The following is a 23,678-nucleotide window of genomic DNA, read 5'->3' on the forward strand; positions in this document are numbered from 1 at the left end:
CGGAAATAGGCGGACTTACATATGGGATTAGAAGAACAACTTCCCAGCGGGCTCCTGCTGTCCACCGTGGAGGACCTCGCCGGGTACTTCCGTACCGGGTCGCTGTGGCCGGCGACGTTCGGCCTGGCCTGTTGCGCCATCGAGATGATGTCGACGATGGCACCCGACTACGACCTGTCCCGGTTCGGGATGGAGGTGTTCCGGGCCTCACCGCGCCAGGCCGATCTGATGATCGTGGCCGGCCGGGTCAGTCAGAAGATGGCGCCGGTACTGCGCCAGATCTACGACCAGATGGTCGAGCCCAAGTGGGTGCTGTCGATGGGCGTGTGCGCGTCGTCGGGCGGGATGTTCAACAACTACGCGATCGTGCAGGGCGTGGACCATGTGGTACCGGTCGACATCTACCTCCCCGGTTGTCCGCCTCGTCCGGAGATGCTGATGTACGCAATCCTCAAGCTGCACGAGAAGATTCGCGCGATGCCTCTGGGCGCCAACCGGGAGCAGATCATCACCGAAACCGAACAGGCCGCCCTGTCGGCCCCGTCCACCTGGGAGTTGAAGGGGTTGCTGCGGTGAGCGAGGCGACCGGTGCGGGCGCCCCCGGCCCCGAAGACGTGATCAAGGTGCGCCGCGGCCTGTTCGGCGCGAACGGCAGCGGAGACACCTCCGGGTACGGGCGTCTGGTCACCGAGGCGGCACTGCCCGGCGCGACGCCGAGACCCTACGGCGGATACTTCGACGAGCTCGTCGACACCCTGTCCGCGGCCCTGCAGCGCAGCGGTATCGAATTCGCCGCGGCCGTCGAGAAAGTCGTGGTGTACCGCGACGAGCTGACCCTCTACATCGAGCGCACCCGGCTCCCGGCGGTGGCCCAGTTGCTGCGCGACGAGCCGGACCTGCGCTTCGAGTTGAGCCTCGGCGTCTCCGGTGTGCACTATCCGGCCGACACCGATCGCGAGTTGCATGCGGTGTATCCGCTGCGCTCCATCACCCACAATCGTCGTGTCCGTCTGGAAGTCGCTGCCCCCGACGCGGATCCACACATTCCGTCCCTGTTCGCGGTCTACCCCACCACCGACTGGCACGAACGGGAGACCTACGACTTCTTCGGGATCATCTTCGACGGCCACCCCTCGCTGACACGCATCGAGATGCCCGACGACTGGCACGGCCACCCGCAACGCAAGGACTACCCGTTGGGCGGCATCCCGGTCGAGTACAAGGGCGCGCAGATACCGCCGCCGGACCAGCGGAGGGCTTACAAATAATGGGCACTGAGACGCCGCGCACCGTCCTGAACGTCGGTGGGCAGGAATGGGATCAGGTGGTCGATGCCGCCAGGTCCGCCGACCCCGGCGAACGCATCGTGGTCAACATGGGCCCGCAGCACCCGTCGACGCACGGCGTGCTGCGGCTGATCCTGGAACTCGAGGGTGAGACGGTGACCGAAGCCCGCTGCGGCATCGGCTATCTGCATACCGGTATCGAGAAGAACCTGGAGCACCGCTACTGGACCCAGGGCGTCACCTTCGTCACCCGGATGGACTACCTGTCACCGTTCTTCAATGAGACCGCCTACTGCCTGGGCGTGGAGAAGCTGCTCGGCATCACCGACGACATTCCCGAGCGCGCCAGTGTCATCCGGGTTCTGATGATGGAACTCAACCGGATGTCCTCACACCTGGTGGCGCTGGCGACCGGCGGCATGGAGCTCGGGGCACTGTCGGTGATGCTGTTCGGCTTCCGGGAACGCGAGTTGGTACTCGACATCTTCGAGGCGATCACCGGCCTGCGGATGAACCACCAGTATGTGCGGCCCGGCGGCGTGTCGGTGGATCTGCCCGACGAGGTGATCCCGCAGATCCGGGACTTCCTCAAGCTGATGCCCAAGCGGCTCAAGGACATCGAGGATCTGCTGACCGAGAACTACATCTGGAAGGCCCGCACCAAGGGTGTCGGCTACCTGGATCTGACCGGGTGCATGGCGCTGGGCATCACCGGACCGGTGCTGCGCTCGACCGGCCTGCCCTACGACGTCCGGCGCGCCGAACCCTATTGCGGCTACGAGGACTACGAATTCGAGGTGATCACCGATGACGGCTGTGACGCCTACGGCCGCTACCTGATCCGCATCGCGGAGATCAAGGAGTCCCTGAAGATCGTCGAGCAGTGCGTAGAAAAGTTGGCCAAGCTGCACGGCAAGCCCGTGATGGTCGCCGACCGCAAGATCGCCTGGCCGGCGGACCTCAAGCTCGAGAAGGACGGACTGGGCAACTCCCGCGAGCACATCGGCTGGATCATGGGCCACTCCATGGAAGGCCTGATCCACCACTTCAAACGAGTCACCGAAGATCTGTGGGTGCCGCCGGGGCAGGTGTTCGTCTCGGTCGAGTCGCCCCGCGGCGAACTGGGGGTGCACATGGTCAGCGATGGCGGAACCCGGCCCTACCGGGTGCATTACCGCGATCCGTCCTTCACCAACCTGCAGGCGGTGGCCGCCATGAGTGAGGGCGGACTGATCGCCGACGTGATCGCCGCGGTCGCCAGCATCGACCCGGTGATGGGCGGGGTGGACCGATGAGCGCGGCAGGCGGCGAGATCGACCGGACCGGAGTCAACAAGACCGGCCGCGGCCGGCTGATGCCGCCGACCGCGGGAACCGACGGCACCCGGGTGTTCCTCCAGTTGGGACGCCAGCCCGAAGAGCCCAATCAGTTCAACCATCCCGATGCTCCGACCAGCTACGCACCCGATGTTCGGGCCCGGTTGGAGGTCGACGCCAAGGAGATCATCGGCCGTTACCCGCAGTCGCGTTCGGCGATCCTGCCGCTGCTGCATCTGGTGCAGTCGCAGGACAGCTACATCACGCCCGCCGGCCTGGCGTTCATCTCCGAACTGCTCGGCATGACCCCCGCCGACGTCGCCGGCGTCGCGTCGTTCTATTCGATGTACCGTCGCACCCCCACCGGCAAACACCTGGTGGGTGTCTGCACCAACACGCTGTGTGCGGTGATGGGCGGTGACGCCATCTACCGAGAGCTCAAAGAACATCTCGGTGTCGAAGACGATCAGACCACCGAGGACGGATCGGTCACCCTGCAGCACATCGAGTGCAACGCCGCGTGCGATTACGCACCGGTGGTGATGGTCAACTGGGAGTTCTTCGACAACCAGACACCGGAGTCGGCGCGCGACCTCGTCGACAAGCTGCGCGCCGACGCCGAGGTGCGGCCCACCCGCGGGATGCCGCTGTGCAGCTTCGCCGCGACCGAACGGATTCTGGCCGGCTTCCCCGACGAGCGCGCCGACGACGGCCAGGGCGGTGCCGGCGCGGCCACGCTGGCCGGTCTGGAGGTGGCCCGCGAACGCGGCATGACGGCACCGGAACCGGGCGGCACCAGTGGGGGCGGGAAATGACACTTGCCGAGGGCACACCGCTGACGCCGGTGCTGAGCAGCTACTGGGACGAACCCGAGTCGTGGACCCTGGAGACCTACCGTCGCCACGACGGCTATACCGGGATGAAACGCGCGCTGGCGATGACGCCCGACGAGGTCATCGAACTGGTCAAGGACTCCGGGCTGCGCGGGCGCGGCGGCGCCGGGTTCTCCACCGGCACCAAATGGTCGTTCGTGCCGCAGGGCACCGACGGCGCCGGCGCCAAACCCCACTACCTGTTGGTCAACGCCGACGAGTCCGAGCCCGGCACCTGTAAGGACATGCCGTTGCTGATGGCGACGCCGCATGTGCTGATCGAGGGCATGATCGTGTGCAGCTACGCGATCCGGGCCCGGCACGCCTTCATCTACGTGCGCGGCGAGGTGGTGCCGGTGGTGCGGCGCCTGCAGGCCGCGGTCGCCGAGGCTTACGCCGCCGGCCTGTTGGGCACCGACATCGGCGGCACCGGCTTCGACCTCGACATCACCGTGCACGCCGGGGCGGGTGCCTACATCTGCGGCGAGGAGACCGCACTCATCGAGTCGCTGGAGGGGTACCGGGGCCAGCCCCGGCTGCGCCCGCCGTTCCCCGCGGTCGCGGGGTTGTACGCGTCGCCGACGGTGGTCAACAACGTCGAATCGATCGCCAGTGTGCCCTCGATCCTGCGCAACGGGCCGGAATGGTTCCGGTCCATGGGTACCGAGAAGTCCCGCGGGTTCACCCTCTATTCGCTCTCCGGGCACGTCAAACGGCCCGGGCAGTACGAGGCGCCGTTGGGTATCACGCTGCGCGAACTGCTCGGCTACGCCGGCGGGATCCGCGACGGACACCGGTTGAAGTTCTGGACGCCCGGCGGCTCGTCGACCCCGATCCTGACCGAGGAGCACCTCGATGTCCCGCTGGACTACGAGGGCATGGCGTCGGTCGGATCGATGCTGGGCACCAAGGCATTGCAGATCTTCGACGAGACCACCTGCGCGGTGCGTGCGGCCGCGCGCTGGTCGGAGTTCTACAAGCACGAATCCTGCGGCAAGTGCACGCCGTGCCGCGAGGGCACCTACTGGCTGGTGCCGATCTACGAACGGTTGGAGACCGGTCGCGGTACCCCCGAAGACCTCGACACCCTGCTGGACATCGCCGACGTCCTGTTCGGAAAGTCCTTCTGCGCCTTGGGGGACGGTGCGGCGATGCCGGTGAAGTCCTCGATCCAGTACTTCCGCGACGAGTACATCGCCCACCTCGAGGGCGGCTGTCCGTTCGACCCGAAAGCGAGCATGTACGTGGCAGACGGCGGTGTGGCGTGACGGAGACATCGCAGCCCGGCGGTCAGGAGTCGGTGACCCTGACCATCGACGACCAGCAGATCACCGTCCCCAAGGGCACCTTGATCATCCGCGCCGCCGAACAGTTGGGCATCGAGGTTCCGCGGTTCTGTGATCACCCGTTGCTGGATCCGGTGGCCTGGTGCCGGCAGTGCATGGTCGAGGTGGAGGGACAGCGCAAGCCACAGCCGTCGTGCGCGGTGGCCGTCGCCGACGGCATGGTGGTGCGCACCCAGCACACCTCCGCCGAAGCCGATCGGGCTCAGCACCTGGTGATGGAACTGCTGCTGATCAACCACCCGCTGGACTGCCCGACCTGCGACAAGGGCGGCGAGTGCCCGCTGCAGAACCAGGCCATGACCCACGGCCGCACCGAGACCCGCTTCGAAGAGGCCAAACGCCACTACCCCAAGCCGATCAACATCTCCTCGCAGGTACTGCTGGACCGGGACCGCTGCATCCTGTGTGCGCGCTGCACCCGGTTCGCCAACGAGATCGCCGGGGACAAGTTCATCGAGATGATGGACCGCGGCGCCCTGCAGCAGGTCGGCATCTACACCGATACCCCGTTCGACTCCTACTTCTCCGGCAACACCGTGCAGATCTGCCCGGTGGGGGCACTGACCGGAGCCTCCTACCGGTTCCGGGCGCGCCCGTTCGACCTGGTCTCCACCCCGACCGTCTGCGAGCACTGCGCCGGTGGCTGTGCGGAACGCACCGATCACCGGCGCGGCAAGGTGCTGCGCCGGATGGCCGGCGACGACCCGGACGTCAACGAGGAATGGAACTGCGACAAGGGCCGCTGGGCCTTCACCTACGCCACCCAATCCGACCGGATCACCACGCCGCTGGTCCGCGACGAGACCGGAGAACTGGTGCCGGCTTCGTGGCCGCACGCGCTCGCGGTCGCGGCCCGCGGCCTGGCGGCGGCACGCGGCCGCACCGGCGTGCTGGTCGGCGGCCGGGTGTCGGCCGAGGACGCCTACGGCTACGCCAAGTTCGCCCGGCTGGCGCTGGACAGCGACGACATCGACTTCCGGGCGCGGGCGCACTCCGCCGAGGAGTCCGCGTTCCTGGCCGCGCGGGTGGCCGGCCGCGGCATCGACGTCAGCTACGCCGATCTGCAGGCCGCGCCGGTGGTGCTGCTCGCCGGGCTGGAACCCGAAGAAGAAGCACCGATGGTGTTCCTGCGACTGCGCAAGGCGGCCCGCAAGAACGGCACCGAGGTGTACAGCGTGGCACCGTTCGCCGACCGCGGGCTGGACAAGATGTTCGGCACCCTGGTGGCAGTCGTTCCCGGTGGCGAGGCGGCCGCGCTGGACGGCCTGGCCGACGGGGAACTCGGTGCGTCGCTGCGCAGGCCGGGCGCGGTGGTGCTGGTCGGCGAACGGCTGGCGGCCGTTCCGGGGGCACTGTCGGCGGCGATCAGGCTGGCCGATGCAACCGGCGCGCAACTGGCCTGGGTGCCGCGGCGCGCCGGGGAACGCGGCGCACTGGACGCCGGCGCGTTGGCCGGACTGCTGCCCGGCGGCCGGCCGCTCGACGACCCGGCCGCACGGGCCGAGATCGCCCGGGCCTGGGGCCTCGACGGCCCCGACGGATTGCCGGGACAGCCCGGGCGCGACACCGACGCCATCCTGGCGGCCGCCGCCGACGGCTCGTTGGGTGCACTGCTGGTCGGCGGGGTGGAACCGGCGGACCTCACCGACCCGGCGGCAGCCCTGTCGGCGCTGGACACCGTCGGTTTCCTGGTGAGCCTGGAGCTGCGGCACAGCGAAGTCACCGACCGCGCCGACGTGGTGCTGCCGGTCGCGGCCGCAGCCGAGAAATCCGGCACCTACCTCAATTGGGAAGGCCGGCACCGCAAGTTCGGAACCGCGTTGGCCGACCGGGGCACGCTGTCCGACCATCGGGTGCTCGACGCGATCGCCGAGGAGATGGGGCTCGCGCTGGGCGTGTCGACCGTGGAGGCGGCCCGAGCCGAACTGGCCGGCCTGGGCGCCTGGGACGGTGCGCGGGTGGCCGCCCCCGAGGTGGCCGCCTCCCCGGCGACGCAGCCCGGCGCGGGCGAGGCCGTGCTGGCCGGTTGGCGGATGTTGCTCGATGCGGGCCTGATGCAGGCCGGGGAACCGAACCTGGCCGGCACCGCCCGTCAACCGGTGGCGCGGATGTCGGCGACCACGGCCGCCGGAATCGGTGCGGCGTCCGGTGATCCGGTCACGGTCAGCACCGAGCACGGTCACATCACGCTGCCGCTGGCCGTCACCGAGATGATCGACGGCGTGGTCTGGCTTCCGATGAACTCCCCGGGTTCGGCGGTGCACCGGGATCTGGGGGTAACCCCCGGCGCCGCGGTACGGATTGGACGTGACTCATGACCGACCCCTGGTGGTTGATACTGGTCAAAGCGTTGGGCGTCTTCGTCTTTCTGATCCTGACGGTGGTGCTGGCCATCGTCATCGAACGAAAGGTCGTGGGGCGCATGCAGATGCGTCCCGGACCCAACCGGGTCGGGCCGAAAGGCTGGCTGCAGAGCCTGGCCGATGCGATCAAGCTCGCCCTCAAGGAGGACATCACCCCGTTCAACGTCGACCGGGTGATCTACGTACTGGCCCCGGTCATCTCGACGGCGCCGGCCATCACCGCGTTCGCGGTGATCCCGCTCGGGCCCGAGGTCAGCATCTTCGGCCAGCGCACCGCCCTGCAGCTGGCCGATCTGCCGATCGCGGTGCTGTTCGTCCTGGCCATGTCGTCGATCGGGGTGTACGGGATCATCCTGGCCGGTTGGTCGTCGGGATCCGCCTACCCGCTGCTCGGTGGCATCCGCTCCACCGCGCAGGTGATCTCCTACGAGGTCGCGATGGGTTTGGCGTTCGCCTCGGTGTTCCTCTACGCGGGAACGATGGGGACCTCGGGCATCGTGGAGGCCCAGGACCGGGTGTGGTTCGCCTTCCTGCTGATGCCGTCGTTCCTGGTCTATCTGACCGCGATGGTCGGTGAGACCAACCGGGCTCCGTTCGACCTGCCCGAGGCGGAGGGTGAACTCGTCGGCGGCTTCCACACCGAATACTCATCGCTGAAGTTCGCCTTGTTCTTCCTCGCCGAATACATCAACATGACCACCGTGTCGGCGGTGGCCGTCACGCTGTTCCTCGGCGGTTGGCACGCACCGTTCCCGATCAACATGTGGGCGGGCGCCAACACCGGCTGGTGGCCCCTGCTGTGGTTCACCCTCAAGCTGTGGGGATTCATCTTCGTCTACATCTGGCTGCGGGGCACCCTGCCGCGGTTGCGCTACGACCAGTTCATGGCGCTGGGCTGGAAGATCCTGATCCCGGTGGCGCTGGCCTGGGTGATGCTCGCGGCGGTGCTGCGCAGCCTGCGAAACGACGGCTACGAGCACTGGCAACCGGCACTGGCCGTTCTCAGCACCGTCACCACGATCGTGTTGCTGTTGGCGTTGCATCGCAGATTCAGTGCGATGAACTCCCGTCTGTCCGGTGCCACACCACCGGCGCCCGTCATCACCACCGAGGGATCATTCCCGACACCACCGCTGCCGCAACGCAATCCGTCGCGGATCAAGGAGGACGTCAATGGCTAGTCTGCGCGACGCCCTGGCCGGGTTCGGCGTCACCTGGAAGACGATGTTCAAACGGCCGATCAACGACGGCTACCCCGAGCGCAAGAAGCCGACGGCACCGCGCTATCACGGCCGGCACCAGCTCAACCGGCACCCGGACGGGTTGGAGAAGTGCATCGGCTGCGAGTTGTGCGCGTGGGCCTGCCCGGCCGATGCCATCTACGTGGAGGCCGCCGACAACACCGACGAGGAGCGCTTCTCCCCCGGCGAACGTTACGGGCGCGTCTACCAGATCAACTACCTGCGCTGCATCGGCTGCGGACTGTGCATCGAGGCCTGTCCCACCCGCGCGCTGACCATGACCAACGAGTACGAGATGGCCGCCGACAACCGCGCCGACATGATCTGGGAGCGCCAGCAACTGCTGGCGCCGCTGGAACCCGGCATGGTCGCGCCGCCGCACGCGATGCCGCCCGGCGCCACCGAGAAGGACTACTACCTGGGCAGGGTCAGCCCGGCCGGCCTCGATGAGGATCCGGACCTGTTCGTCATGCTCGACCGGGTGAAGCAGGGCAAGGCCTGATGGACACCGCCCTGCTCGCCTCCGAACTCGTCGTCCGCACCTCCACCGGGGAGGCGGTGACGTTCTGGATACTCGGCGCCGTCGCCCTGGCCGGGGCCATCGGTGTCGTGACCGCCGCCAAGGCGGTGTACTCGGCACTGTTTCTGGCGACGACGATGCTGATCCTGGCGGTGTTCTACTTCGTCCAGGACGCGATGTTCCTGGGTGTGGTGCAGATCGTCGTCTACACCGGCGCGGTGATGATGCTGTTCCTGTTCGTGATGATGCTGATCGGTGTCGATTCCGCCGAATCGTTGGTGGAGACCCTGCGCGGTCAGCGGGTCGCCGCCACGCTCGCCGGTATCTCCTTCGGGATGCTGCTGATCGCCGGTGTCGGCGGCGCCACCATGCACCTGCAGCAGATCGGGGCTCCCACCGTCAGCGACACCGGGTCGCCCGGCCTGAACCAGAACAACGTCGAAGGACTGGCGGCGCTGATCTTCACCCGCTACCTGTGGGCGTTCGAGCTGACCAGCGCGCTGCTGATCACCGCGGTGCTCGCGGCCATGGTGCTCACGCACCGCGAACGGCTCCAGCCGCGACTCACCCAGCGGGAGCTGTCCATTCTGCGCTTCCAGTCCGGCCGGCGGGCCACCCCGCTGCCCACGCCCGGCGTCTACGCCCGCCACAACGCCGTCGATATCGCCGCACGACTGCCCGACGGCAGCTTCTCCGACCTGTCGGTGTCGGACACCTTGACCCACCGCTGGGTGGGTACCACCGGTAACGCCGAACACGCCGACAGCGGGGAGGGGACGGACCAGTGAATCCGGAGAACTACCTCTACCTGGCGGCGATGCTGTTCACCATCGGCGCCACCGGAGTCATGTTGCGGCGCAACGCACTGGTGATGTTCATGTGCGTCGAGTTGATGCTCAACGCCGCCAACCTGGCGTTCGTCACCTTCGCCCGGCTGCACTCCCAACTCGACGGTCAGATGGTCGCGTTCTTCACGATGGTCGTCGCCGCCTGCGAGGTGGTGATCGGCCTGGCCATCATCATGACGATCTTCCGGGCCCGGCATTCGGCCTCGGTCGACGACGCGAACCTACTGCGCGGCTAGGAGTTGGGGAGCTCTATGACGAATCTGAGCCAGCTGAGCGCTCTGCTGGTGGCCCTGCCGGCCGCCGGTGCGCTGATCCTGTTGCTCGGCGGGCGCCGAACCGACCGGTGGGGCCATCTGCTGGCCTGCGCCACGGTGCTGGGGTCGTTCGCGATCGGGTTGGTGCTGCTGGCCGAGATGCTGGGCCGCGGCGGCGAGGACCGGGTGATACACACCCACCTGTTCAGCTGGGTGCCGGTCGGAGCCCTGCAGGTCGACTTCGGGCTGCTCATCGACCAGTTGTCGATCTGCTTCGTACTGCTGATCAGCGGCGTGGGTTCGCTGATCCACATCTACTCGACCGGCTACATGAAAAATGATGCCGACCGTAGACGGTTTTTTGCCTACCTGAACCTGTTCGTCGCGGCGATGCTGCTGCTGGTGGTCGCCGACAACTACCTGGGCCTCTACGTCGGCTGGGAGGGCGTCGGCCTGGCGTCCTACCTGCTGATCGGGTTCTGGTATGCCCGGCCGGTCGCGGCGGCGGCCGGTAAGAAGGCGTTCGTGTCCAACCGGGTCGGCGACATCGGGCTGTCGTTGGCGATGTTCGTGATGTTCGCCGGATTCGGCACGCTGTCCTATGAAGGGCTGTTCGGTGCGGTCGCCGACGCCGGGGCCGGCGGGCTGACCACGGCCATCGGGATCCTGCTGCTGGTGGGGGCGTGCGCCAAGTCCGCCCAGGTGCCGCTGCAGGCCTGGTTGTTCGACGCGATGGAGGGCCCCACCCCGGTGTCGGCCCTGATCCACGCCGCCACCATGGTCACCGCCGGGGTGTATCTGATCGTGCGGTCGGGCCCGGTGTTCGACCTGTCCCCCGATGCCCGGCTGGCGGTGGTGGTCGTCGGGGCGATCACGCTGCTGTTCGGGGCGATCATCGGCTGCGCCAACGACGACATCAAACGGGCCCTGGCGGCCTCGACGGTCAGTCAGATCGGCTACATGGTGCTGGCCGCGGGGCTGGGCCCTGCCGGGTACGCGGTCGCGATCATGCACCTGCTGACCCACGGCTTCTTCAAGGCCGGATTGTTCCTGGGCTCCGGCTCGGTGATGCACGGGATGAACGACGAACAGAACATGCGCCGCTACGGCGCGCTGCGCAGTTTCATGCCGGTGACGTTCGTGACGTTCGGGTTGTGTTATCTGGCGATCATCGGGGTGCCACCGTTCGCCGGCTACTGGTCCAAGGACGCCATCATCGAGGCCGCCCTGGCCTCCGGCGGCACCCGTGGCTGGGTGTTGGGGGCGGTCACCATCCTGGGTGCCGGGATCACCGCCTTCTACATGACCCGGGTGATGTTGATGACGTTCGGCGGCGAACGCCGTTGGGCGGCCGACGAGAACGAAGTGAGCCCGGAGCGGGCGTTGCAGCATCCGCACGAATCCCCGCGGGTGATGACCTGGCCGATGATCGTGTTGGCGCTCGGCGCGGTGTTCGCCGGCGGCGCGCTGGCCATCGGCGGACGGCTGGAGCACTGGCTGGAGCCCGTGGTGCGCTCGGTGGCGCCGGCCGCCGAGCAGGCACATGCACACGCCGTCCCGGCCTGGCTCAGCGGTGCGATCACGCTGGGGGTCGTGCTGGTGGGTGTCGCGGTGGCCTACAACATGTACGGCCGCAGAGCGATACCGGCCACCGCGCCCACCGATGTGTCGGTACTGACGGTGGCGGCCCGCAAGTATCTCTACGGCGATGCCTTCAACGAGGGGGTGCTCATGCGTCCGGGTAACCGGCTGGCGCAAGGTCTGGTGGGCGTCGACGACCGGGTGGTGGACGGTTCGGTCAACACCGCAGCCGGGCTGGTGGCGCTCGGGTCGTATCTGCTGCGGCAACTGCAGACCGGGTTCGTGCGCTCCTACGCGTTGACGATGCTGGCCGGCACCGTGCTGGTCGTCGCGGTGGTCCTGGCGGTGCAGCTGTGAACGCGAACTCCTGCGTGCCCTGGCTGAGCCTGCTGTGGCTGGTGCCGTTGGTCGGCGCCGGACTGGTCATCCTGCTGCCCGGCGGGCGGCCGGGGCCGGCGAAGTGCGCGGCCCTGTTGACGAGTCTGGCGACGCTGGCGGTGGCCGTCGTGGTCACCGCCGGTTTCGACACCACACCGGTGTCGGCGCCCTACCAGTTCGTCGAAACCCATGCCTGGATACCGGCGTTCGGCGCAAGCTACACCCTGGGCGTGGACGGTATCGCGGTGATCCTGGTCCTGCTGACCGCCGGCCTGGTACCGCTGCTGCTGTTGGCGGGCTGGCACGACGGTGACACCGCCGGCGGCCTGCGCAGCCGCGGTCCGCACGCGTTCGCCGCCCTGATGCTGACCGTCGAGGCGATGGTGCTGATCTCGCTGGTCTCGCTGGACGTGCTGCTGTTCTACGTGTTCTTCGAGGCGATGCTGATCCCGATGTACTTCATGATCGGCGGCTTCGGCAACGGCGCCAAACGCTCGCAAGCGGCCCTGAAGTTCCTGCTGTACAACCTGTTCGGCGGCCTGATCATGTTGGCCGCGGTGATCGGCGTGTACGTGGTGAGCTCCGATGCGGGATCGGGGGGAACCTTCGACTTCCGCGAGTTGGTCTCGATGTTCTCCCCCGCCACCACCACCGTGGATCCGGGTGTACTCAAGCTGCTGTTCGCCGGCTTCATGTTCGCCTTCGCGGTCAAAGCCCCGCTGTGGCCACTGCACCGCTGGCTGCCCGACGCGGCCGTGGAGTCCACCCCGGCCACCGCGGTGCTGATGATGGCGGTGATGGACAAGGTGGGCACCTTCGGGATGCTGCGGTACTGCCTGCAACTGTTCCCGGACGCGTCGACGTATTTCCGCCCGGCCATCATCGTGCTGGCGGTCATCGGGGTGGTCTACGGCGCCATGGTGGCGATCGGCCAGACCGACATGATGCGGTTGATCGCCTACACCTCGATCTCGCACTTCGGGTTCATCATCCTGGGCATCTTCGTGATGACCAGCCAGGGGCAGAGCGGGTCGACGCTGTACATGCTCAACCACGGGCTGTCCACCGCGGCACTGTTCCTGATCGCCGGGTTCCTGGTCGCCCGGCGCGGCGGTGCGCGGGCGATCGCCGACTACGGCGGCGTGCAGAAGGTGGCCCCGGTGCTGGCGGGCACCTTCATGGTCGCCGGGATGGCCACCCTGTCGCTGCCGGGCCTGGCACCGTTCATCAGCGAATTCCTGGTGCTGGTGGGCACGTTCAACCGGTACTGGGTGGCGGCGGCGGTCGGTTCGACCGCGCTGGTGCTGTCGTCGATCTACATGCTGTGGCTGTACCAGCGGGTGATGACCGGACCGGTCACAGCGGGCAACGAGGGGATCCGCGACCTGGTGCCGCGCGAGTTGCTGGTCGTCACCCCGCTGATCGCACTGCTGCTGTTTCTCGGCTTCTATCCCAAACCTGCCCTGGACATCATCAATCCGGGCGTCGAGCACACCTTGACCACGATCGGTGAGACCGACCCGGCACCGCTGACCGCTGAGGGGGCGCACTGACCATGTCGGGCATGCCAATCCCGTCCGTCGAATACAGCCTGATACTGCCGCTGCTGATCGTTTTCGGCACCGCGGTCACCGGGGTGCTGTTCGAGGCGTTCGTCTCCCGCCGGGCCCGTTATGTGATGCAGGTGCTGCTGGCCGTCGGCGGCCTGATGGCCACCTTCGCCGCCGTGGTGGCGGTGGGCCGTGAAACGCCGGCCGCTGGTCGGATCGCGGTGCTGGGCGCGGTCGCGGTGGATCGGCCGACGCTGGTGCTGCAGGGCACCATCGTGCTGGTCGGAATCATGGCCGTGCTGTTCATCGCCGAGCGCAACATCGGCGCGGGACCGCCCGAGGGCCCCGGTGCCGCTGCCGCACCCGCCGTCGACGCCCGCCGCGCGGGCCTGGACGCGTTCACTCCGCAGGCCTCGGCGGTGCCCGACAGTGCCGCCGAACACGACGCCACCCGCTCCGGGGTCACCCAGACCGAGGTGTTCCCGCTGGTCGTGCTGGCCGTCGGTGGAATGATGATGTTCCCGGCCGCCAACGACCTGGTCACCATGTTCGTGGCTTTGGAAGTGCTGTCCCTGCCGCTGTACCTGTTGTGCGGGCTGGCCCGTTACCGGCGTCTGCTGTCGCAGGAGGCCGCGCTGAAGTACTTCCTGCTGGGCGCGTTCTCCTCGGCACTGTTCCTGTTCGGCGCCGCATTGCTCTACGGCGCAACCGGAACTCTGGCACTGCCGGAGATCGGCGAACAGTTGCTCACCCACAGCAGCGACCCGCTGGCGCTGATCGGCGCCGGCCTGCTGCTGGTGGGTCTGTTCTTCAAAGTCGGTGCGGTGCCGTTTCATTCCTGGGTTCCCGACGTCTACGTCGGCGCACCCACTCCGATCACCGGATTCATGGCCGCCGGCACCAAGGTCGCCGCATTCGGGGCGATGCTGCGGATCCTCTATGTGGCGCTTCCCGCACTGCACGACCAGTGGCGTCCGCTGCTGTGGCTGATCGCGGTGCTGACCATGGTGATCGCCACCATCGCCGCGATCACCCAGACCGACATCAAGCGGATGCTGGCGTACTCCTCGATCGCCCACGCCGGTTTCGTGTTGACCGGTGTGCTCGCCGGCATTCCGGCGGGCGTGTCGGGGACACTGTTCTACCTGGTCTCCTACAGCTTCTCCACGGTGGGTGCCTTCGCGGTGGTGAACCTGATCCGGCGTTCCAGCGGTGAAGAGGAACTCGACATGGCCCGCTGGGCCGGCTTGGGTCGGCGTTATCCCATTGTGGGTCTGCTGTTTTCGATGTTCTTGCTGGCATTCGCCGGGATCCCGCTGACCAGTGGATTCATCAGCAAGTTCGCGGTGTTCCAGGCGGCGGCGCAAGGCGGTGCCGCTCCCCTGGTGGTGGTCGGCGTGATCGTCAGCGGGGTCGCCGCCTACTTCTACGTCCGGGTCATCGTGCTGATGTTCTTCACCGATTCCCCCGACGACCCACCACAGCTGGTGCTGCCGAGCGTGTGGAGCAAGGCGGCGATCGCGTTGTGCGCGGCGGTCACGCTACTACTGGGCGTGCTGCCGCAGCCACTGCTCGACCTGGTGAACACCGCAACACAATTCGCACTCTGAGGCGTCGCTAAGGTACCTGCATGACCGCAGTGACGCTCACAGAGATCGGCGACCGGATCGGTTGCATCACGTTGAATCGGCCGGAACGGCTGAACGCCATCGACGGGGCGCTGCTCGACGGGATGGACGCCGCTCTCGATGAACTCGGCAGCGGCGCGTACCGGGTGGCGATTCTCACCGGTGCGGGACGGGGATTCTGTGCCGGAGCCGACCTCAGCGGCACCGGGCAGCCGTGGACACCGCCGAACGACAGCCCGGCCTTCAAAGTCACCTACGACCATCAGGTTCGGCTCGCCGACCAATTGACCCGGCTCTACGAGCTACCGATACCGGTGATCGCCGCGGTCAACGGCGTCGCCGTCGGCGGTGGGCTGGCGTTTGCGCTGCATTGCGACATCCGCGTCGGTTCGGAGACCGCCCGGTTCGGGTCGGTGTTCATCAAAGCCGGGTTCTCCTCGATGGACATGGGCACCAGTTATCTGCTGCCCAAGATCGTCGGCGCCGGGGTGGCCCGCGAACTCATGCTCACCGGGCGCATCATCGACGCCGAGGAGGCCTATCGGATTCACCTGGTGCACCAGGTCGTCGCGCCGGATGACCTGATGGCAGCCGCGACCGACCTGGCCCGCTCGATCGCGCAGAACAACGCCTACGGGGTCTGGCAGACCAAGATCGGGCTCAACGCCGCCCTGGATGCGCCCAGCCTGCGCCATGCCAAGGAGATCGAGAACCGCACCCAGGTGCTCAGTGGTTTCACCAACAACCCGACCGAGGCCGCGCTCGCGCACCGGGAGAAGCGCAGCCCGATCTGGGACGCGCTCTAATCGCGTAACCGGCGCACCCCGGGCTGCGTTCAGCCCGGGTGGCGCAACGGCAGGCCGGCGGCGGTATAGATCGCGTCGATGACGCTCATGTTCTCGATCGCGTCCTGCGGGGTGGTTCGCACCGGCGCGCCCCGCAACACCGCGTCGGCGAAGGCGTCGAGCTGATAGGCATAGGAGGCCCGGTGGCTGAACCGCTCGACGCGCCTGCCCCGTGCCGAGCGAACCCGCAACCGGTGGAAGTACTGCGGCATCAACGGATTGAACGCCCGCAGTTCGCCGTCTTCCCCGACCACTCGGACGCTGACCTGCAGCAGTTTCGACGACCACAGCGAGCAGCGGATCGTGGCGGTGTGCCCGGCGGGAAACCGCAGTTGCGCGGTCATCGCCCGGTCGATGTTTTCGCTACGTAGGGTCGGCTGCGCGGCAACGACTTCCGGGGTGGCTCCGCCGAAGGTGCGGGCCATGTGCACCGTGTAGCAGCCGGCGTCCATCAGCGCCCCACCGGCCAGCGCGTACTGGTAGCGGATATCGGAGAATCGCGGCACCGGAAAGCTCAGCGCGGCGTCGATGTGCCGCAGCCGGCCCAATTCCCCCGACGCGATGATCTCTTCGATGCGGAGGGTCATCGGGTGGTAGCGGTAGTGGAATGCCTCCATCACCACCCGGTCGCCGGCCGCGGACACCGCGGCCATCTCGCGGGCTTCGTCGGCGTTGGCGGTGAACGGCTTCTCGCACAACACGTGTTTCCCGGCGTCCAGCGCGGCGCGAGTCCACTTGCCGTGCAAGTGGTTCGGTAACGGATTGTAGATCGCGTCGATTTGCGGGTCGGCGATCAATGCCGCGTAATCGCCGTGCACACCGTCGATGCCGTGCTTGGCGGCGAACGCACGCGCACGACCGATGTCGCGGGCCGCCACCGCGCTCACCACCACTTCGGGGTTGTCGCGTGCCGGTTTGATGAGCGCATGGGGGGTGATGCGGGCCGCTCCGAGCACACCGATCCGCAACGCCGGCATGGGTCCACTCATCGGTCGGTACTCCTTTGCAGAATGAATCCGGCCACCCGGCAGCCGGCATGGGAGGACGTCGTCATCTCCACCACCCTGCGGGCCTGCTCGCCCACCGGTGTGGCGGGGTCGAGCACCGACAGGTAGACCTCGTGGGCGGCCAGGGAGGCCACCGCGGCGTCGAGGTGGCCGTCCACGGTCTCCACATGGGTGGGCGCCGGCCCGCCCTGGAAAAGCCACCGCGGCTTGTCGTGCAGTCCGTCCCAGGCGTCGTTGACCGCGGCGGCGAACTCGATGTGGTCGCGGTGGTTGGGCATACCCGGCGCGAATTCGGTCGCACCGTAGACCGCCACCACGACATCGGGGCGGGCCTCGGTGATCACCGATGCGATCTTGGCGCGCAACTCCGCCGTGTTGCGGATCTCGCCGTCCGGGAAGTCCCAGAAATCCACTCCGGTGACCGGGTCGATCCCCACGGCGGCCGCTGCCCGCCGTTGCTCGGCTTCGCGGATCGGTCCCGCCTGCTCGGGGGCCATCCCGGCGATACCCGCCTCGCCTCGGCAGGCCAGCGCGTAGCGGACCGTCTTGCCCGATGCGGTCCATTTCGCCGCTGCGGCGGCTATCCCGTATTCGGGATCGTCGGGATGGGGTACCAGCACCAGCGCCGATGACCAATCGGCCGGGAAGGGCAGCGGTTCGGTGGATTCGGGAGGCATGGACATCGCTCTAGGCGATGACGCCGCGGGTGATGATGTCGGCGGTCCGTTCCACCCAGTCACCGCCCAGATCGTCGTCGGGTCGCAGCATCATGGCCAACAGGGCTGCACCGCCGATCAATTCGGCCAACCGGTCCGGGTCGATCCCCGGGCGTACCGCACCGCGGTCCGCCGAGTCCGCCACCCAGCGGCGCAGCACCTCGAACAGCCCGTCGAACCTTTCCAGGGCGCGGGCGGTCAGCTCGGCGTTGGTCGCCATGTCGGCGATCAGGCCGGGCAGTGCCGAGCGCACCACCCGGTTGGTGAAGGCGTCCCGCGCACCGGCCGTCATCGCCAGCAGGTCCCCGGCGACGTCGCCCGGTGCCGAGGTGACCGCGCTCGGCGGTACCGACAGCACGGCCTCGTGCACCAGTTCGGCCTTGCTCGGCCACCGGCGGTACAACGCGGTCTTGGTGGTCCCGGCCCGCTCCGCGACCGCGGCCAGGCTCAGATTCGTATAACCGACTTCGACGACCAGCTCCGCGGCGGCCCGCAGTATGGCAGCGTCGATCCGAGGGTCACGGGGCCGTCCGGCACCCACGCCCTTGTCAACCGGTGTAGGTTCTGATTTCATACCGCTACCTGTCGTATCGTAATTATCTTGACGGAGGACTACCCCGTGGGCGATCAACCGACTGTGGAAACCGACGTCGGACGGCTACAACGTTCCAGCCGCGATGTCACCACACTGCCCACGGTAGTGTCTCGCTGGCTTGCCACGCAGTTGCCCGGCGGGACCGCGCCGGAGATCACCGTGGAAAGCGGTGTGGACACCAACGGCATGTCGTCGGAGACGATCATGCTCACCGGGCGGTGGACCGCAGATCAAGCCCCGGTCGAGCAGCGTTGGGTGATGCGGGTCGCGCCGAGCGCCGACGACGTACCGGTGTTCCCGAACTACCGACTGGACCACCAGTTCGACGTGATGCGCCGGGTCGGCGAACTCACCGATGTGCCGGTGCCCGCGGTCCGTTGGATCGACGACACCGGCGAGGTGCTGGGCCGGCCGTTCTTCTTGATGGACCGTGTCGACGGCGAGGTCCCCCCCGACGTCATGCCCTACACGTTCGGCGGCAACTGGTTCTCCGACGCGACCGCCGAGCAGCAGCGGTCGCTGCAGGACGCCACCATCGAGGTGTTGGCCAAACTGCACGCGATCCCCGATGCCGACGCGACGTTCGGCTTCCTCGACGAGGGCTACGACGGGGACACCGCGCTGCGGCGCCACTTCAACCGGATCCGGGAGTGGTACGAGTTCGCGGTTCCCGACATGGGCCGCTCGCCGCTGCTGGACCGCGCCTGGGCGTGGCTGGAGGCGAACTGGCCTGCCGACGTGGCGGCCGGCGAAACCGTGCTGGTCTGGGGCGACTCGCGGGTGGGCAATGTCCTCTACCGCGATTTCCGCCCGGTCGCCGTGCTGGACTGGGAGATGGTGGCGCTGGGCCCGCGTGAGTTGGACGTGTCGTGGGTGATCTTCGCGCACATGGTGTTCGAGGAGCTGTCCGGTCTGGCCGGACTGCCGGGCCTGCCGCAGGTGCTGCGCGAAGAGGACGTGCGCGCCACCTACCAGCGGCTCACCGGTGTCGAACTCGGTGATCTGCGTTGGTTCTACGCCTACGCGGGCGTGATGTGGGCGATCGTGTTCATGCGCACCGGGACACGCCGGGTGCATTTCGGGGAGATGGAGAAGCCGGAGAACCCCGAATCGTTGTTCTACCACGCCGGATTGCTGAAGAGACTGATCGGAGAGCAGAACTGATGTTGGGCCCCATGGACGAATACCCGGTTCACCAACTACCGCAGCCGATCGCCTGGCCGGGTTCCTCGGATCGCAACTTCTACGACCGGTGCTATCTGAACGCCCACGACCGCACCGGTGACATCTTCTTGATCACCGGCTGCGGCTACTACCCCAACCTCGGGGTCAAGGACGCCTTCGTGCTGATCCGCCGCGGCGACACCCAGACCGCGGTGCATCTGTCCGACGCCATCGACCAAGACCGGCTCAACCAGCACGTCGGCGGCTACCGCGTGGAGGTAACCGATCCGCTGCGTTCGCTGCGCATCGTGCTGGAGGAGACCGACGGCATCGCCCTGGATCTGCGGTGGCAGGGGTTGTTCGATGTGGTGCAGGAGCAGCGGCACGTGCTGCGGATGGGCACCCGGGTGAACCTGGACGCGCAGCGCTTCGCCCAGTTGGGTTCCTGGAGCGGGCAGATCGTGATCGACGGCGAGGAGATCGCCGTCGACCCCGAGGTCTGGATCGGCTCGCGGGACCGGTCCTGGGGGATCCGTCCGGTCGGTGAGCGCGAACCGGCGGGCCGGCCCGCCGATCCGCCGTTCGACGGCATGTGGTGGCTGTATGTGCCGATGGCGTTCGACGAGTTCGCGGTGGTGATGATCATCCAGGAGGAACCCGACGGGTTCCGCTCCCTCAACGACTGCACCCGGATCTGGCGTGACGGCCGTGTCGAACAGTTGGGGTGGCCGCGGGTATCGACCCGGTACCGTCCCGGCACCCGGGTCGCCACCGGCGCCACCATCGAGGCGACCAGGCCGGACGGGACCCCGGTGGTTTTCGAGGTGGAATCCAAACTGCCGGTGCCCATTCACGTCGGCGGCGGCTACGGCGGCGACGTCGACTGGACGCACGGTGAGTGGAAGGGCGAGAAGTTCACCGAGCGGCTGACCTACGACATGACCGATCCGGCCGTCGTGGGCCGCACCAGTTTCGGGATGATCGACAACGTCGGTCGGGCGGTGTGCCGGGAGGGCGACGCCGCACCCGTGGAGGGCTGGGGGCTCTACGAGCACGGGGTGTTGGGCCGGCACGACCCGTCGGGTTTCCCCGACTGGGTCACGATGGCGCCCTAGCCGGCGAGCTCACCGACGATCGCACCGACCACCGTCGGTGCGAGCGGCGCCGCCTGGTAGACGCAGACGGTGTCGGAGATGCCCTCGACGCGGTCGCGGATGTGGGCGGCGACCTGCGCCGGTGTGCCGCACGCGGCGATGGTGTGCAGGATCTCGTCGGTGATCCGCGCACCCATCTTCGCCCACTGGCCCTGCTTGGACAGCGCGTTGAGTTCGGGCTGCAGGTCCTGCCAGCCGTGCGCGGCCAGCACCGGTGCATAGGCCGGCGTCGAGGCGTAGAAGCCGAGCAGCATCCGGGTGGCGGCTTCGGCGGCCTCCCGTTCGGCATCGGTGGCCCCGGTGGCCACGATGATCTCGGGCAGCACGGTGAAGTCCGCCGCGTCGCGGCCGGCTTTCGCCAGCCCGGCCCGCACCGACGCCATGGTGTTCTGGTGCAGGAACCGCTTGCTGGAGAACGGCATCACCAACAGCCCGTCGGCGTGCTCGGCGGCCGCCCGGGTCAGCCGCGGCCCCAGCGCGCCGACATAGATCGGTGGCGGGCCGTACGGGTTCGGCCCCGGACTGAACGTCGGAGTCATCAGGGTGTGCCGGTAGTAGTCGCCGCGAAAATCCAAGCGGGCACCGGTGTTCCAGGACTCGAAGATCGCGCGCAACGCCGCGACCAACTCGACCATCCGGTCCACCGGATGATCGAAGTCGGCACCGAATCGTTTCTCGATCTGGGTGCGGATCTGGGTTCCCAGTCCCAGGATGAAACGACCGCCGCTGAGCAACTGGTGGTCGTTGGCCTGGTGCGCGAGGTGGATCGGATTGCGCGGGAACGCGATCGCCACATTGGTCATCAGATCGAGGCCGCCCACTCCGGCGGCCAGCGTCAACGGTGCGAACACGTCGTGCGGGCCTTCGAAGGTGAAGACCCCGTTGACGCCCGCATCACGCAGGGCGCGGGCCTGATCGACGACACCGGTCAGCCCACTGAGGGCGGTCCATACCTTCACGGCGATTCCACGCGCCCCTACGAACCGAGCTCGGAGCCGACGGCCAGGCCGCCTGCCGACCCCGCGGACTGCTGCACCAGGTCGCGAAGCTCCCGGTTCACCGCGGCGGGATGTTCGAGGATGGAGCAGTGTCCCCCGCTGAGCTCGATGAAGCGGGTGAGATTCGGTGCCATATCGGCGATTCGCTGCGAGGCCTTCAACGGCAGCAACCGGTCGCGGGTGCTGCCGATCACCAGGGTGGGCACATCCAGTCCGCTCAGGTCGATGTAGGACGCCGGTCCGAGCGCGTCGATGAGCGCACGCACCCAGTGCCCGCGGCTGGATGCCGGGGTCTTGGCGAACAGGTCGCAGACCAACGCGGTGACCGACGGGTCGGCTTCGCCGCCGACGGCCAGCATGTGCACGAACTGCCGGACCGCCAGGTTCGCCGGACCGACGATCGGCACACTGCCGAACGCCAGCAGCCCGCGACGAGCCGCCTGTACCCGGGCCCGCCGCAGCGGCGGCGGCACCTGGAACAGTTCGACCTCGGCCAGCAGATTGCCGCTGGTGGTGTTGATCATCGCGACCGCATCGGCGCGCTGTCGTACCCGGTGTCGGTAGCGGTCCGACCAGGCACCGATGGCGATGCCGCCCATGGAGTGTCCGGCGATGACGGCGCGCTCCCCCGGCGCCAGGGTGGCTTCCAGCACCGCGTCGAGGTCGGCGGCCAGGTGGGTCAGGCTGTACCCGCCCCGTTTCGGCACGCCGCTGCGGCCGTGGCCGCGGTGGTCGTAGACGATCACCCGGTGGTCGGTGCTCAGGTCCGCGATCTGGTGCGCCCAGACGCGGATGGCGCAGGTGATGCCGTGCGCCAGCACGATCGGGTAACCGTCGGCCGGCCCGAAGACCTGGGTGTGCAGCTTGGTCCCGTCCGCCGCCCGGACCGCCATGTTGCGGGCCGGCGGTAACGCCACCGGTGAACTCAGAGCGCTCATCGCCACCTCATCGAAAAATGCGGCAACGCTGCCGCATCGCGAGCATACGCCGGGGTGGACTAGGTTTCTGAGAAAGCACTACTGACGGAGGATTCGCCCATGCGCGCGGTACAGATCTCCCAACTCGACGGACCGACGGCCGCCCGGGTGGTCGATATCGACGAACCGGCCGGCGACGGCCTGGTCGTCATCGACGTCCACGCCGCAGGTGTCGCGTTCCCCGACGTGCTGCAGTCCCGCGGGCTCTACCAGCACAAGCCGGAACCGCCGTTCGTGCCGGGCGGGGAGGCCGCCGGTGTGGTGCGCAGCGCCCCCGACGGCGCGCATGTGCGTGCCGGTGACCGGGTGGCGGTCCTGACGATGCTCAACGGCGGCATGGCGCAGGTGATCGCGGTGCCGCCGGGCCAGGTGTTCAAGCTGCCCGACACGGTGTCGTTCGAGGCCGGCGCGGGACTGCTGTTCAACGACCTGACCGTGCTGTTCGCGCTGACCACTCGCGGCCACTTGAGCGAGGGCGGCACGGTGCTGGTGCACGGCGCCGCCGGTGGGATCGGGACCTCGACCCTGCGGTTGGCCGGCGCGCTGGGGGCGGCGAAGGTGATCGCGGTGGTCTCCAGCGAGGCCAAGGCCGAGGTCGCCCGGGCGGCCGGCGCCACCGACGTGGTGCTGGCCGACGGGTTCCGCGGCGCGGTGGCGGAGTTGACCGGCGGCCGCGGTGTGGATCTGGTGCTCGATCCGGTCGGCGGTGACCGGGTCACCGACTCGTTGCGCTCGTTGGCACCCGGCGGGCGACTGCTGGTGGTGGGTTTCACCGGCGGGGACATCCCGACGGTGAAGGTGAACCGCCTGCTGCTCAACAACATCGACGTGGTCGGGGTCGGTTGGGGCGCCTGGGTGATGTCGCATCCGGGTGAGCTGGAACGCCAGTGGGAGGTGCTCGAGGAGCTGTTGGCCTCCGGCAAGGTGGCCGCACCCCAGCCGGATGTCTTCGCACTGGATCAGGCCGCCGAGGCGCTGGCGGCGCTGGAGAATCGCACCGCGGCCGGCAAGGTCGTGCTGCGGATGCGGGATTGAGGAA

The 23,678-nt window shown here is 68.0% G+C and carries 22 protein-coding genes; 17 read left to right on the top strand and 5 right to left on the bottom strand.

Annotated features, from left to right (window positions below; genetic code table 11):
* Positions 1–21 precede the first annotated feature (21 nt).
* From RCP38_RS13275 to RCP38_RS13340, 14 genes are read left to right on the top strand one after another with little or no spacing between them, the layout of a single operon-like run.
* Positions 22–576, top strand: a complete 555-nt coding sequence (locus RCP38_RS13275) for a NuoB/complex I 20 kDa subunit family protein (protein WP_308473407.1) — start codon at positions 22–24, stop codon at positions 574–576.
* On the top strand, positions 573–1,268 hold the full coding sequence (locus RCP38_RS13280; RefSeq protein WP_308473408.1) for an NADH-quinone oxidoreductase subunit C: 696 nt from the start codon (positions 573–575) through the stop codon (positions 1,266–1,268). The genes RCP38_RS13275 and RCP38_RS13280 overlap by 4 nt, the downstream gene beginning before the upstream one ends.
* Positions 1,268–2,581 carry an NADH dehydrogenase (quinone) subunit D gene (gene nuoD / locus RCP38_RS13285; RefSeq protein WP_308473409.1) on the top strand — a complete coding sequence of 438 codons (1,314 nt, stop codon included), beginning with the start codon at positions 1,268–1,270 and terminating at the stop codon, positions 2,579–2,581. The genes RCP38_RS13280 and nuoD overlap by 1 nt, the downstream gene beginning before the upstream one ends.
* Before the next feature lie 59 nt (positions 2,582–2,640).
* A complete protein-coding gene (gene nuoE, locus RCP38_RS13290) occupies positions 2,641–3,417 on the top strand; it encodes an NADH-quinone oxidoreductase subunit NuoE (protein ID WP_308477276.1) in 777 nt (258 codons plus the stop codon).
* A complete protein-coding gene (nuoF, locus tag RCP38_RS13295; RefSeq protein ID WP_308473410.1) occupies positions 3,414–4,742 on the top strand; it encodes an NADH-quinone oxidoreductase subunit NuoF in 1,329 nt (442 codons plus the stop codon). The genes nuoE and nuoF overlap by 4 nt, the downstream gene beginning before the upstream one ends.
* Positions 4,739–7,138 (top strand): NADH-quinone oxidoreductase subunit G, encoded by a 2,400-nt coding sequence (locus RCP38_RS13300; RefSeq protein WP_308473411.1) that lies wholly within the window; start codon positions 4,739–4,741, stop codon positions 7,136–7,138. The genes nuoF and RCP38_RS13300 overlap by 4 nt, the downstream gene beginning before the upstream one ends.
* Positions 7,135–8,364: an NADH-quinone oxidoreductase subunit NuoH gene (nuoH, locus tag RCP38_RS13305; protein ID WP_308473412.1), complete on the top strand. Its 1,230-nt coding sequence runs from the start codon at positions 7,135–7,137 to the stop codon at positions 8,362–8,364. Before RCP38_RS13300 ends, nuoH begins: the two co-directional genes overlap by 4 nt.
* Positions 8,357–8,926 (top strand): NADH-quinone oxidoreductase subunit NuoI, encoded by a 570-nt coding sequence (gene nuoI, locus RCP38_RS13310; RefSeq protein WP_308473413.1) that lies wholly within the window; start codon positions 8,357–8,359, stop codon positions 8,924–8,926. Before nuoH ends, nuoI begins: the two co-directional genes overlap by 8 nt.
* Positions 8,926–9,732 (top strand): NADH-quinone oxidoreductase subunit J, encoded by an 807-nt coding sequence (locus tag RCP38_RS13315; RefSeq protein ID WP_308473414.1) that lies wholly within the window; start codon positions 8,926–8,928, stop codon positions 9,730–9,732. Before nuoI ends, RCP38_RS13315 begins: the two co-directional genes overlap by 1 nt.
* Entirely contained in the window at positions 9,729–10,028 is a 300-nt protein-coding gene (nuoK, locus tag RCP38_RS13320) for an NADH-quinone oxidoreductase subunit NuoK (protein WP_308473415.1), read from the top strand. The genes RCP38_RS13315 and nuoK overlap by 4 nt, the downstream gene beginning before the upstream one ends.
* A 15-nt stretch (positions 10,029–10,043) precedes the next feature.
* On the top strand, positions 10,044–11,984 hold the full coding sequence (gene nuoL / locus RCP38_RS13325; RefSeq protein WP_308473416.1) for an NADH-quinone oxidoreductase subunit L: 1,941 nt from the start codon (positions 10,044–10,046) through the stop codon (positions 11,982–11,984).
* The gene (locus tag RCP38_RS13330) at positions 11,981–13,558 is read left to right on the top strand and encodes an NADH-quinone oxidoreductase subunit M (protein ID WP_308473417.1); all 1,578 of its coding nucleotides are present in this window, start codon (positions 11,981–11,983) and stop codon (positions 13,556–13,558) included. Before nuoL ends, RCP38_RS13330 begins: the two co-directional genes overlap by 4 nt.
* A 2-nt stretch (positions 13,559–13,560) precedes the next feature.
* Positions 13,561–15,165 carry an NADH-quinone oxidoreductase subunit NuoN gene (gene nuoN / locus RCP38_RS13335; protein ID WP_308473418.1) on the top strand — a complete coding sequence of 535 codons (1,605 nt, stop codon included), beginning with the start codon at positions 13,561–13,563 and terminating at the stop codon, positions 15,163–15,165.
* 20 nt (positions 15,166–15,185) lie between these two features.
* Positions 15,186–15,989 carry an enoyl-CoA hydratase/isomerase family protein gene (locus RCP38_RS13340; protein ID WP_308473419.1) on the top strand — a complete coding sequence of 268 codons (804 nt, stop codon included), beginning with the start codon at positions 15,186–15,188 and terminating at the stop codon, positions 15,987–15,989.
* Positions 15,990–16,018: 29 nt separating this feature from the next.
* Here the strand turns inward: RCP38_RS13340 and RCP38_RS13345 are convergent, their stop codons facing one another.
* Genes RCP38_RS13345 through RCP38_RS13355 form a run of 3 tightly spaced genes read right to left on the bottom strand, consistent with a single transcriptional unit; the run spans position 16,019 to position 18,325 of the window.
* Positions 16,019–17,017 (bottom strand): Gfo/Idh/MocA family protein, encoded by a 999-nt coding sequence (locus tag RCP38_RS13345; protein ID WP_308473420.1) that lies wholly within the window; start codon positions 17,015–17,017, stop codon positions 16,019–16,021.
* Complete coding sequence (locus tag RCP38_RS13350) at positions 17,014–17,712, bottom strand: PIG-L deacetylase family protein (RefSeq protein WP_373692359.1); 699 nt, start codon at positions 17,710–17,712, stop codon at positions 17,014–17,016. Before RCP38_RS13350 ends, RCP38_RS13345 begins: the two co-directional genes overlap by 4 nt.
* Before the next feature lie 10 nt (positions 17,713–17,722).
* Positions 17,723–18,325 carry a TetR/AcrR family transcriptional regulator gene (locus tag RCP38_RS13355; RefSeq protein ID WP_308473422.1) on the bottom strand — a complete coding sequence of 201 codons (603 nt, stop codon included), beginning with the start codon at positions 18,323–18,325 and terminating at the stop codon, positions 17,723–17,725.
* Positions 18,326–18,370: 45 nt separating this feature from the next.
* On the opposite strand from RCP38_RS13355, the gene RCP38_RS13360 reads away from it, so the two are divergent.
* The gene (locus RCP38_RS13360) at positions 18,371–19,510 is read left to right on the top strand and encodes a phosphotransferase family protein (protein ID WP_308473423.1); all 1,140 of its coding nucleotides are present in this window, start codon (positions 18,371–18,373) and stop codon (positions 19,508–19,510) included.
* Positions 19,510–20,625, top strand: coding sequence for an Rv3169 family protein (locus RCP38_RS13365; protein WP_308473424.1), 1,116 nt, complete (start codon positions 19,510–19,512; stop codon positions 20,623–20,625). Before RCP38_RS13360 ends, RCP38_RS13365 begins: the two co-directional genes overlap by 1 nt.
* Here the strand turns inward: RCP38_RS13365 and RCP38_RS13370 are convergent.
* Together RCP38_RS13370 and RCP38_RS13375 are read right to left on the bottom strand one after the other, a co-directional pair.
* Positions 20,622–21,623, bottom strand: coding sequence for a TIGR03617 family F420-dependent LLM class oxidoreductase (locus RCP38_RS13370; RefSeq protein ID WP_308473425.1), 1,002 nt, complete (start codon positions 21,621–21,623; stop codon positions 20,622–20,624). The two genes, RCP38_RS13365 and RCP38_RS13370, sit on opposite strands and share 4 nt — an antisense overlap.
* A 17-nt stretch (positions 21,624–21,640) precedes the next feature.
* Positions 21,641–22,600, bottom strand: coding sequence for an alpha/beta fold hydrolase (locus RCP38_RS13375; RefSeq protein ID WP_308473426.1), 960 nt, complete (start codon positions 22,598–22,600; stop codon positions 21,641–21,643).
* A 99-nt stretch (positions 22,601–22,699) separates the two neighbouring features.
* Between RCP38_RS13375 and RCP38_RS13380 the strand changes: the two genes are divergently transcribed.
* A complete protein-coding gene (locus RCP38_RS13380; protein WP_308473427.1) occupies positions 22,700–23,674 on the top strand; it encodes an NADPH:quinone oxidoreductase family protein in 975 nt (324 codons plus the stop codon).
* Positions 23,675–23,678: the final 4 nt, after the last annotated feature.

It is taken from the genome of Mycolicibacter sp. MU0083 (assembly GCF_963378075.1).
GTDB lineage: Bacteria > Actinomycetota > Actinomycetes > Mycobacteriales > Mycobacteriaceae > Mycobacterium > Mycobacterium kokjensenii.

Coding starts and splice junctions, on each gene's coding strand:
- RCP38_RS13275 (WP_308473407.1), top strand. CDS start 22: ATGGGATTAGAAGAACAACTTCCCAGCGGGCTCCTGCTGTCCACCGTG.
- nuoD (WP_308473409.1), top strand. CDS start 1,268: ATGGGCACTGAGACGCCGCGCACCGTCCTGAACGTCGGTGGGCAGGAA.
- nuoE (WP_308477276.1), top strand. CDS start 2,641: ATGCCGCCGACCGCGGGAACCGACGGCACCCGGGTGTTCCTCCAGTTG.
- nuoF (WP_308473410.1), top strand. CDS start 3,414: ATGACACTTGCCGAGGGCACACCGCTGACGCCGGTGCTGAGCAGCTAC.
- nuoH (WP_308473412.1), top strand. CDS start 7,135: ATGACCGACCCCTGGTGGTTGATACTGGTCAAAGCGTTGGGCGTCTTC.
- nuoI (WP_308473413.1), top strand. CDS start 8,357: ATGGCTAGTCTGCGCGACGCCCTGGCCGGGTTCGGCGTCACCTGGAAG.
- RCP38_RS13315 (WP_308473414.1), top strand. CDS start 8,926: ATGGACACCGCCCTGCTCGCCTCCGAACTCGTCGTCCGCACCTCCACC.
- nuoL (WP_308473416.1), top strand. CDS start 10,044: ATGACGAATCTGAGCCAGCTGAGCGCTCTGCTGGTGGCCCTGCCGGCC.
- nuoN (WP_308473418.1), top strand. CDS start 13,561: ATGTCGGGCATGCCAATCCCGTCCGTCGAATACAGCCTGATACTGCCG.
- RCP38_RS13340 (WP_308473419.1), top strand. CDS start 15,186: ATGACCGCAGTGACGCTCACAGAGATCGGCGACCGGATCGGTTGCATC.
- RCP38_RS13345 (WP_308473420.1), bottom strand. CDS start 17,017: ATGAGTGGACCCATGCCGGCGTTGCGGATCGGTGTGCTCGGAGCGGCC.
- RCP38_RS13350 (WP_373692359.1), bottom strand. CDS start 17,712: ATGCCTCCCGAATCCACCGAACCGCTGCCCTTCCCGGCCGATTGGTCA.
- RCP38_RS13355 (WP_308473422.1), bottom strand. CDS start 18,325: ATGAAATCAGAACCTACACCGGTTGACAAGGGCGTGGGTGCCGGACGG.
- RCP38_RS13365 (WP_308473424.1), top strand. CDS start 19,510: ATGTTGGGCCCCATGGACGAATACCCGGTTCACCAACTACCGCAGCCG.
- RCP38_RS13375 (WP_308473426.1), bottom strand. CDS start 22,600: ATGAGCGCTCTGAGTTCACCGGTGGCGTTACCGCCGGCCCGCAACATG.
- RCP38_RS13380 (WP_308473427.1), top strand. CDS start 22,700: ATGCGCGCGGTACAGATCTCCCAACTCGACGGACCGACGGCCGCCCGG.